The organism is Streptomyces sp. NPDC007095 (genome assembly GCF_040634475.1).
In the GTDB taxonomy this organism is placed as follows: domain Bacteria; phylum Actinomycetota; class Actinomycetes; order Streptomycetales; family Streptomycetaceae; genus Streptomyces.
Genome location: NZ_JBEYFS010000359.1, coordinates 1 through 7,920 on the forward strand (window position 1 = coordinate 1; position 7,920 = coordinate 7,920).

Annotated in this window: 10 protein-coding genes and 2 pseudogenes; 3 read left to right on the top strand and 9 right to left on the bottom strand. The window is 66.8% G+C overall.

The genetic code is table 11. From position 1 onward, the window contains the following. Positions 1-275 precede the first annotated feature (275 nt). From ABZ656_RS54555 to ABZ656_RS54575, 5 genes are all read right to left on the bottom strand, one after another. Positions 276-917: a response regulator transcription factor gene (locus ABZ656_RS54555; RefSeq protein ID WP_101408586.1), complete on the bottom strand. Its 642-nt coding sequence runs from the start codon at positions 915-917 to the stop codon at positions 276-278. 157 nt (positions 918-1,074) lie between these two features. Then, positions 1,075-1,257, bottom strand: a complete 183-nt coding sequence (locus tag ABZ656_RS54560) for a hypothetical protein (protein ID WP_129592433.1) — start codon at positions 1,255-1,257, stop codon at positions 1,075-1,077. Between the two features lie 423 nt (positions 1,258-1,680). Next, complete coding sequence (locus tag ABZ656_RS54565; protein ID WP_360279716.1) at positions 1,681-1,974, bottom strand: integrase core domain-containing protein; 294 nt, start codon at positions 1,972-1,974, stop codon at positions 1,681-1,683. Beyond that, positions 1,947-2,567 carry an IS3 family transposase gene (locus ABZ656_RS54570; RefSeq protein ID WP_360279719.1) on the bottom strand — a complete coding sequence of 207 codons (621 nt, stop codon included), beginning with the start codon at positions 2,565-2,567 and terminating at the stop codon, positions 1,947-1,949. Before ABZ656_RS54570 ends, ABZ656_RS54565 begins: the two co-directional genes overlap by 28 nt. Beyond that, positions 2,564-2,947, bottom strand: a complete 384-nt coding sequence (locus ABZ656_RS54575) for a transposase (RefSeq protein ID WP_218978477.1) — start codon at positions 2,945-2,947, stop codon at positions 2,564-2,566. Before ABZ656_RS54575 ends, ABZ656_RS54570 begins: the two co-directional genes overlap by 4 nt. A gap of 1 nt (position 2,948) precedes the next feature. On the opposite strand from ABZ656_RS54575, the pseudogene ABZ656_RS54580 reads away from it, so the two are divergent. Next, positions 2,949-4,186: pseudogene (locus ABZ656_RS54580) on the top strand (IS256 family transposase). Here ABZ656_RS54580 and ABZ656_RS54585 read toward each other — a convergent pair. After that, complete coding sequence (locus tag ABZ656_RS54585) at positions 4,176-4,310, bottom strand: hypothetical protein (RefSeq protein WP_360279722.1); 135 nt, start codon at positions 4,308-4,310, stop codon at positions 4,176-4,178. The pseudogene ABZ656_RS54580 and the gene ABZ656_RS54585 sit on opposite strands and share 11 nt — an antisense overlap. Positions 4,311-4,490: 180 nt before the next feature. Here ABZ656_RS54585 and ABZ656_RS54590 point away from each other — a divergent pair, with 180 nt between their 5' ends. Further along, the gene (locus ABZ656_RS54590; RefSeq protein ID WP_360279725.1) at positions 4,491-4,961 is read left to right on the top strand and encodes a hypothetical protein; all 471 of its coding nucleotides are present in this window, start codon (positions 4,491-4,493) and stop codon (positions 4,959-4,961) included. Here ABZ656_RS54590 and ABZ656_RS54595 read toward each other — a convergent pair. After that, positions 4,933-5,874 (bottom strand): IS5 family transposase, encoded by a 942-nt coding sequence (locus ABZ656_RS54595; RefSeq protein WP_360279728.1) that lies wholly within the window; start codon positions 5,872-5,874, stop codon positions 4,933-4,935. The genes ABZ656_RS54590 and ABZ656_RS54595 overlap by 29 nt on opposite strands. Positions 5,875-6,381: 507 nt before the next feature. Here ABZ656_RS54595 and ABZ656_RS54600 point away from each other — a divergent pair. Next, positions 6,382-7,059: a hypothetical protein gene (locus tag ABZ656_RS54600; protein ID WP_129592434.1), complete on the top strand. Its 678-nt coding sequence runs from the start codon at positions 6,382-6,384 to the stop codon at positions 7,057-7,059. Between the two features lie 16 nt (positions 7,060-7,075). Here the strand turns inward: ABZ656_RS54600 and ABZ656_RS54605 are convergent. Beyond that, positions 7,076-7,404, bottom strand: a pseudogene (locus ABZ656_RS54605) (transposase); the annotation flags it as partial. Then, a complete protein-coding gene (locus ABZ656_RS54610) occupies positions 7,400-7,744 on the bottom strand; it encodes a hypothetical protein (RefSeq protein WP_360279731.1) in 345 nt (114 codons plus the stop codon). The gene ABZ656_RS54610 and the pseudogene ABZ656_RS54605, both read right to left, overlap by 5 nt. Positions 7,745-7,920 lie beyond the last annotated feature (176 nt).

Below are 7,920 nucleotides of genomic sequence, written 5' to 3' on the forward strand. Positions count from 1 at the left end.
CGCCTCTCCCGGCTGTTCGCACGCGCCGGTCTACAGTCCCGCACCGAGGTCGTGACGGCTGTACTCAGGGGCAATCCGCTGACCACGGACGGCCAATGAACGGCCACTGACCACCCTCCGGATTCACCCCGGTTACCGGTGTCGGTCCTGCGGAAGGCCGGCCGGCTGGAGGATGTGGTCAGATCGGCGAACGCCCCGGGACGCTCCCGCGGAGGCTTCACCACCGAAATCCAACTCGCCACCGAAGGGCGATGCTGACCTTTGATATTTTCCGCTCAGATAATTCCGGCGCGTATGGCGTAGGAGACGGCGTGGGCTCGGTTGTTCAGCTGTAGGCGCTTCATCAGGCCGTAAAGAGTGTACTTGACGGTGCGTTCGGAATAGGCGAGTTTTAATGCGATCTCGGAGAATTCCATGCCTTCGGCGATCAGGCGCAGGACGTCCACTTCGCGGGGGCTCACTCCGGACGCGGTCAGGCCCCGTGGGGCGAGAACTTCCAGTTGGGTCCAACGGACCTGTTCCATCAGGGTGCCTTGGAGGGTGTGCGGAAAGTTCCCGCCGCCGCCCGCGATGGTGAGCAGAGTGCGGATGAAGGTGGCCGGGGTGAAGGCGTCGCGCCACAGCACGGCGCGGACTCCACAGTCGACCGCCGCCGTGATGTCGGCCTGCCACTGCTGTCCTGTCACCATCACAAAGCGTGCATCGGAAGTGTCGTTCAGGCTGCGCAGCAGGTCCAGGGCGGAGGCGTCGGCGACGTCCACAGCCACCACGATGACATCGGCTTCCTGCATCTTGTCGGATGGGACTTCGCGGACGCGGCGGTCGTGCTGAAGGTAGCTGACCAGCCCTGCGCGGATGATGCCGTCGGGTGCGTGAATCGCTACGCGCACGGTGGCTGTGAGTAGTTGCTGAGGCATTCGTCCTCCCCCGTCAGGAACAAGAAGTCATGAGGTTCTAGAGGCTGATGTTGCCATGGCGATCAGGCTCCTTTGCCGCCATCGACCCTGTGCTCGCTAAGGGCAGGGAAATCTGGCGCGAACGGTCCGACCGCCACCGGGGTCCGGGAGGAGGTGGTCAGTGACTGTCCGTGGTCAGTGGACTGCCGATGAGTACGCCGGTCGCGACCTCTGTGTGGGATTTCAGGTCGGTGCGTGTGAACAGCCGCGACAGGCGGTTGGCGACCGCGTCCGCGCTGAACCTTGTAGCGGTGGCGGTCTGGCGGTTGGTGAGGCCCTCGGCGATCAGGGTGGACGGCACGTGCTCGTCCTCTGCTGTTGTCTGCTTGCGGCCGGGCACGGCCACCCCGGCTTCGCGTATCGCGGTCCTGGTGTGGAAACGCCACAGCGCGGCCCCGGTCTCGCCGAACAGTTCGTACGCCTCGTGCAGCAGGTGCCGCGTTCGCGCGCGGCGGCCGAAAGCGTCAGCGCCGTCTCGAAGGGCTGGCTGCGTGAGCGTGCCAGGTCGATCGCTTCGAGCAGGCGGCCGAGGGCGTCAGCGGGGTCCGGCCGCAGGACCCGGACGGACGTCAGCAGGTACAGCAACCGCGTCCGTCCGCTGTCCATCTGCCAGGCGAGGCGCTCCAGTGAAGCTTCCCCTTGACCGAGGACCATGACCAAGCCTTGAAACTGGGGACAGACAGACTGAGCTGCCCCGAGTTTCGTAGAGTCCGGTGATCTTGTTTCAGGCGGACTGCGGGGTCTGCTCCTGGCTCTGCCAGAAGTCGCGTTCGTACTCGGCTGGTGGCACGTAGTCGAGCGCGGAGTGAAGACGCTCTTCGTTGTACCACGTGACCCACTGGAAGATCGCTCGCTCGACCTGGGCAGGATTCTTCCAGGGGCCCTGCATCTCGATCAGCTCGGCCTTGAAAGTGCCGTTCAGGGCCTCGGCCATGGCATTGTCGTACGAGTCCGCGACGGAACCGACAGACGCGGAGGCGCCGATGTCGGTCAACCGGTCGGTGTAGCGAATCGACACATATTGGGCGACCTCCTGTCGCTGTGGTGAATGAGGCCGGAGTCCTTCTTGATTCTCCGGCGCCATAGCGCCATCTCCAGGGCGTCCAGGGGCAGTTCGGTCCGCACGTGGTCGGCGACCTGCCAGCCGACGGTCATCCGCGAGTACACGTCCAGCACGAACGCCACATATGCCCAGCCCGACCACGTGCGGACATACGTCATGTCGGCCACCCACAGCTGATCGGGCCGCGCCGCGGTGAAGTTGCGGTCCACCAGGTCCGGCGGGCGGGGCGCTGACGGCTCCGGGATCGTGGTGCGGCGCCGCCGGCCACGGATCACGCCCTCCAGGCCGAGTTTGACCATCAGCCGCTCGACGGTGCAGCGGGCCACCTCGACACCCTTGCGCCGCAGAGCGCGCGTGATCCGACGGGCGCCATAAGTGCCGCCCGATTCCGCGTGGATGTCCTCGATCACCGGCATGAGCTGTTCGTCGCGCAGCCGGCGGGCCGGCTTCGGCCGCTTCTTGCGGGCGAAATAAGTCGACGGCGACAGCTCCAGCACCCGGCAGACGGGATCGACCCCGAGACCGTTCGCACGCAGGTGGTCGATCACCTGCTCGGCCTCGTCCGGGGACGGTCGATCTCCTGGGCGAAAAACACCGAGGCGGCTTTCAGGATCTCGTTAGCCCGCTTTAACTCGGCGTTCTCCTTGCGGAGTTGCTTCAGTTCGTCGCGCTCGGCGGTAGTGAGCCGGTCGTCGCGTTCGCCATGGTCGGCCTCGGCCTGGCGGACCCAGCCGCGCAGGGCCTCCTTGTGGATGCCCAGGTCCTTCGCGATCGTGTCCCTCGTCGTGGTGTTGGCGATCAGCGGCTGGGAGTGCGCGGGTGTCTGCCCGGGGCGCACTTCCACGGGCGAGTACCGCTCCCTGAACAGGGGGTGGGCCACCGCGTAACTCTCGTTGGTGAACGCCCAGTTCAACCACGAGGAGTGCACGATGGCCCTGTCCCAGTCTGAGCTGATACGGCTGCTTGAGTCACTACGCTCGACCGACGGAATCGAGCTGATCCGCGCCATCGCCGAGCGGATGGTGCAGGAGCTGATCGAGGCTGAAGCGAGTGCCCACATCGGCGCGGAGTGGAACGAGCACACGCCGACGCGGACCAACATCCGCAACGGGCACCGGGAGAAGGTGCTGACCACGCTGGCCGGCGATCTGGACCTGGAGATCCCCAAGGTCCGCACCGGCAGCTTCTTCCCCTCCCTGCTGGAGCGCCGGCGCCGCATCGACCAGGCCCTCTACGCCGTCATCATGGAGGCATACGTGCACGGCGTCTCCACCCGCAGCGTGGATGACCTGGTCAAAGCCCTCGGCGGGGACAGCGGCATCTCGAAGTCGGAGGTCTCACGGATCTGCGCGACGCTGGACGAGCCGCTGACCGCGTTCCGCACCCGCCCGCTGGATCATGTCCGCTTCCCCTACGTCTATCTGGACGCGACCTATTGCAAGGCGCGGGTGAACCACCAGATCGTCTCCCGGGCCGTCGTGGTGGCCACCGGTATCACCGAGGACGGCAACCGCGAGGTCCTCGGGCTGATGGTCGGCGACAGCGAGAGCGAGGCGTTCTGGAAGGAGTTCCTGCGCTCGCTGCGCGAACGCGGCCTGTCCGGGGTCCGCCTGGTCGTCACCGACCAGCACTCCGGCCTGGTCGCCGCGGTCCGCAAGGTCATGCTCGGCGCCGCCTGGCAGCGTTGCCGTGTCCATTTCCTGCGGAACGTCTTCAACGTGATCGACCGGGACTCCGGCGAAATGGTCGCCGCGACCATCCGCACCTCTTCACCCAGCCCACCGCCGACCTCGTGCGCACCCAGCTCGACACCGTCGCCGACATGCTCGGCACCCAGTTTCCCAAGGTCAAAGCCATGCTGCTGAACGCGAAGGAGGATCTGACCGCGTTCGCGGACTTCCCACCCCGGCACTGGAAGAAGATCCAGTCGACCAACCCGCTGGAACGGATCAACCGGGAGATCAAGCGCCGCACCGACGTCGTCCAGGTCTTCCCCAACGACGACGCGCTCTTGCGACCGGTCACCGCCGTGCTCTTCGAGATGCATGACGAATGGATCGCTTTCCCCCGCCGCTACCTGCCCGAAGGCAGCATGGACGAGCTCTACCGCGAACGCCCCGAAAGCGCCCCCGCGCTACCCAACAACCCGAACACGCCTACCGATTGATCGCCAACACCACGACGAGGGACACGATCTCCTTCGCGACGTGCGCGATCGGGCGGCCGGTGGTGCGGACCTCGCGGACCGCTCGCTCACGAAGTTCATCGGGGGACTTACGGGGTGCTGGCATGGTGCTGGTGGATCTCCTTCGCCAGGACCGTAACCCTGGCATCAGGGACTCCACAAATCTCAGACGTCATCCGCTTTCCGAACGTGATCGTTTAGTTCGGGGTGGGTAGGCATGAACTCTGCTTCGTGGCGGGAGAGATGGGCGTGGTTCGTCCGCTCGTCTTGCTCGTGGAGGTGGCTGGTGGCGTCGGTGCTCGGTCTGCTGGAGGCCCGGGAGAAGAAGGTCCGGGAAGAGATCGCCCGGTTGCGGGAGGAGGCCGAGCGGGTGCAGGCCGCGCTCGGTGCCGCGGAAGGTGCGCTTGGGCGGCTGGTGAATGCCCGTGCAACGGTGGCCGAGGTACTGGCCGAGCCGCCTTCCGCAGTGACGGAGCCGGTGTCTGGAGCGGTGGCGGGGGCGGTGGTGCCGCGGCGGACCGGGGACATGGCCGCGTCGGCCCTCGCCCCGGACTACCAGCAGATCTTGTCGGTGCTGGAGTCGGAAGCGGGCCGGGAGGGCATGCGCCGTCAGCAGCTGGCCGTCGCTCTGGGGCTGGATGCGGTGCCGGCGAAGGTGGAGGGGCTGCGGTCGAAGGCGAAGCACCTGGTGGAGCGGGGATGGGCGCTCCAAGTGCGGCCGGGAGTGTTCACCGCTCCCGCGGTGCCGGCCGTCTGAATCCAGCCGGTCGGCGTCCGGCCAGGCGACCACTCATGAGCATGGTCATCGACCACAGCACCATGGCTTCGTGCATGGCGGGCAGTGTTTCGTAGTCGCGCACCAAGCGACGCGAGCGCATCAGCCAGCTCAGCGTCCTCTCCACCACCCACCTGCGCGGCAGCACCACGAACCCCGCTGTGTCGTCGGTGCGTTTGACGACCTGAAGGGTGAGCCTGAGCTTTTCACGGGCCCAGTCGACGAGCCGGCCGGCATAGCCTCCGTCCGCCCACACCAGTCGGATGGAGAAATACTGCCCTCGCAGCCGCTCGATCAGCGGCACGGCGGCGTCGCGGTCCTGGACGCTCGCCGGGGTCACCGCGACGGCCAGGACCAGGCCGAGGCAGTCCACCACCAGGTGCCGCTTGCGGCCGGCCACCTTTTTCCCGCCGTCCCAGCCGGACGTCGAGCGGGGGATGTTCGGTGCCGCCCGCACCGACTGCGAGTCCACAATCGCGGCCGTCGGGTCCGGCAAGCGGCCCTCCTTCTGGCGGACCTGGTCGCGCAGCCGGTCGTGGAGCTCGGCGAGCAGCCCCGTGACCTGCCAGCGGCGGGCGAAGGCATGCACGCGCCGATACGGCGGGAAGTCCGCGGGCAGGTTGGCCCACTTCACGCCGTTGTCGGCCACGTAGCGCACCGCGTCGAGCATCACACGGTGGCAATAGCCCTCCGGCCGTCCGCCCCGCCCCTCCAGCCAGGCCGGAACAGGCAGCAACGGCCGCACCACCCGCCACTCCGCCTCCGTCATGTCGGAGACATAGCTCGAAGTGCGCTCCGGCCCGTCCGCCGCGTTGCCGAACCTGTGCGCGAGGCAGTCACACGACGGTGGCAGCGAGTTGGACTCCACGCAGGCGAGCGCGAAAGACTGCGGCAACAGGGCCTCCTGGTACTCGGTTGGGATCGCACCCCCGAACTACCAAGAGGCCCTGCTGCCATGCGTCGGCCCTCGCGCGATCACCCGATCAGGAACCCTGTTCGACCAGACCAGCCCCGCGATCGATAAGCGGATGGCGTCTCAGTACAGCTCAGACTGCGTCCCACGCCGTGCCTTGGCAAAAAAGCACCAACGGCTGGTACGAACAGGAAAGCCCGGCTGACTTTCCGTGCCGTTCTGGCGTCCTGCCCATATGCGGGCAGTGCCTCGTTCCTGGAGTCTCGCAGAAGGAGGAGGCCTCCGTCCTCCGTGACATCGAGGAGCGCCCACCCAATGAGCCTCGCAGCAGAGCCCCCTGGCTCAGTCCCGGATCCTCGCTCAGCGACCATCTCAAGGCTGACACCGCGCATCGCCAAATTTCGGGTGCAGCCAATCCCGAGCGCAGCCGCCCGAATCGTGCCCGCGGGTGGGCGGGGCATCGCCAGAGAGCGGCTTCAGCTGCTGAGGATGTACGGCGAGCGGTACCGCCAGGCGATGACAGTCGTGGCAGGACAGCTTTCGGAGTCGCCTCACCGGGACGACGGTGTCAATGCACTCGTCGACCTGGCGGCCGTGCACCTCTACCTGACTACCGAGTGGGTGTGGCTCGACGATGCTCTACTTGAAGGAACGGTGGGCGTGCATCTGCCATTGGCTCGGTGCGTCGCGTCGGGCCTACGCCGACTGCCCTCCTACCGCGGTCCCGCGATCGCGCACACCAGCGCAGTCGAAGGGGTGGAGAACTGGTATCGCAGGAATCAGTTCGTCACCGAGCACGGTTTCTGGACCGCGTCCACGTCGACAGCCGCGCCGAGTGAGGGCGGACCGAAGTTCCTTGTGTGGTCGCTGACTGGCCGTAGCACACGAATGATCGATCCGCATACCCCGGAGCGGCTGGTCTTCGCTCCTGCCACTCGTTTCAAAGTGTTACGGGTGGTCGAAGGACAGCATCCCCTCGTGCTCATGCGCGAGTTGCTCCCACTGGAGCTTCCTGCGCATCCCACCAGCGGCAGCCACACCACGTGGCTGGACGAGAGCACAGTGGCAGAGCTGGAACTGGCGGAGGCCGACTCGACCACACCGGCCCGCGCCGACATCGTAGGTCCGCGGGGTCGGTTCCCCGGGCTGAGTCGCTACCTTCACTGATTCCTAATGCCGTCTGTCAAGCCGCAAGGGCGGTGGGTGGCACGAGTTCGTAGGTCCGTCCGTCGCGGAGGAGGGCCCAGAGACGTTGACGCGGCGGCGGGCCAGGGCCAGGACAGCCTGGATGTGACGCTTGCCTTCGGCTCGCTTGCGTTCGTAAAACCGACGGGACTCATCGCAATGGCGGATGCTGAACAACGCAGAGATGTAGAAGACGCGTTGGAGGCGACGGTTGTAGCGCCGTGGCCGGCGAAGATTGCCGCTGATCTTGCCGGAGTCGCGGGGCACGGGAGCAACGCCGCCGAAGCCGGCGAGGCGGTCTGGGGTGCCGAAGGCGGTCATGTCACCCCAGTTCCAGGCGCAGGCAGCTCGGACACAGGTCGAGTTCGGGCGTCAGCAGCGGGCCGATCACCGAGACGGGTCCCGCGACGAACGAGGGCAGCAGTGGCACCCAGTCACGCGCGTACGCCTCGGACAGCCGCTCCGCCTGTTCGCCGGCGATGTCGTGGGGTGCGAGCAGGATCACCGCCAGGTCGGCCGGGCAGGGTTCCGGCCCTCCCATGACCACGGTTCCCGTCCCGGCTTCACGCAGGGCTTCGGCCAGTCCTGACAGGTGGGGCGCGGGGCCGTGCAGGACCACCCGGGCGGTCGCCAGCCGGTCCAGGGTCTGCCCGGCGTGAGAGTCCACCCAAGTGGTGGCGCCGAGTCTTGAGGTGCCCCTCGGAGTGTGGACACAGGGGTTCATGCCGCGAGTGAGGTGACTCCCGTTGTGTGGACACTCTGACAATGGATCTTGTAGGTCCGAGGAAGGGTGTCCTGGTGGGACGGAAGTCTCCATATCCGGTGGAGTTCAGGAACGACGCG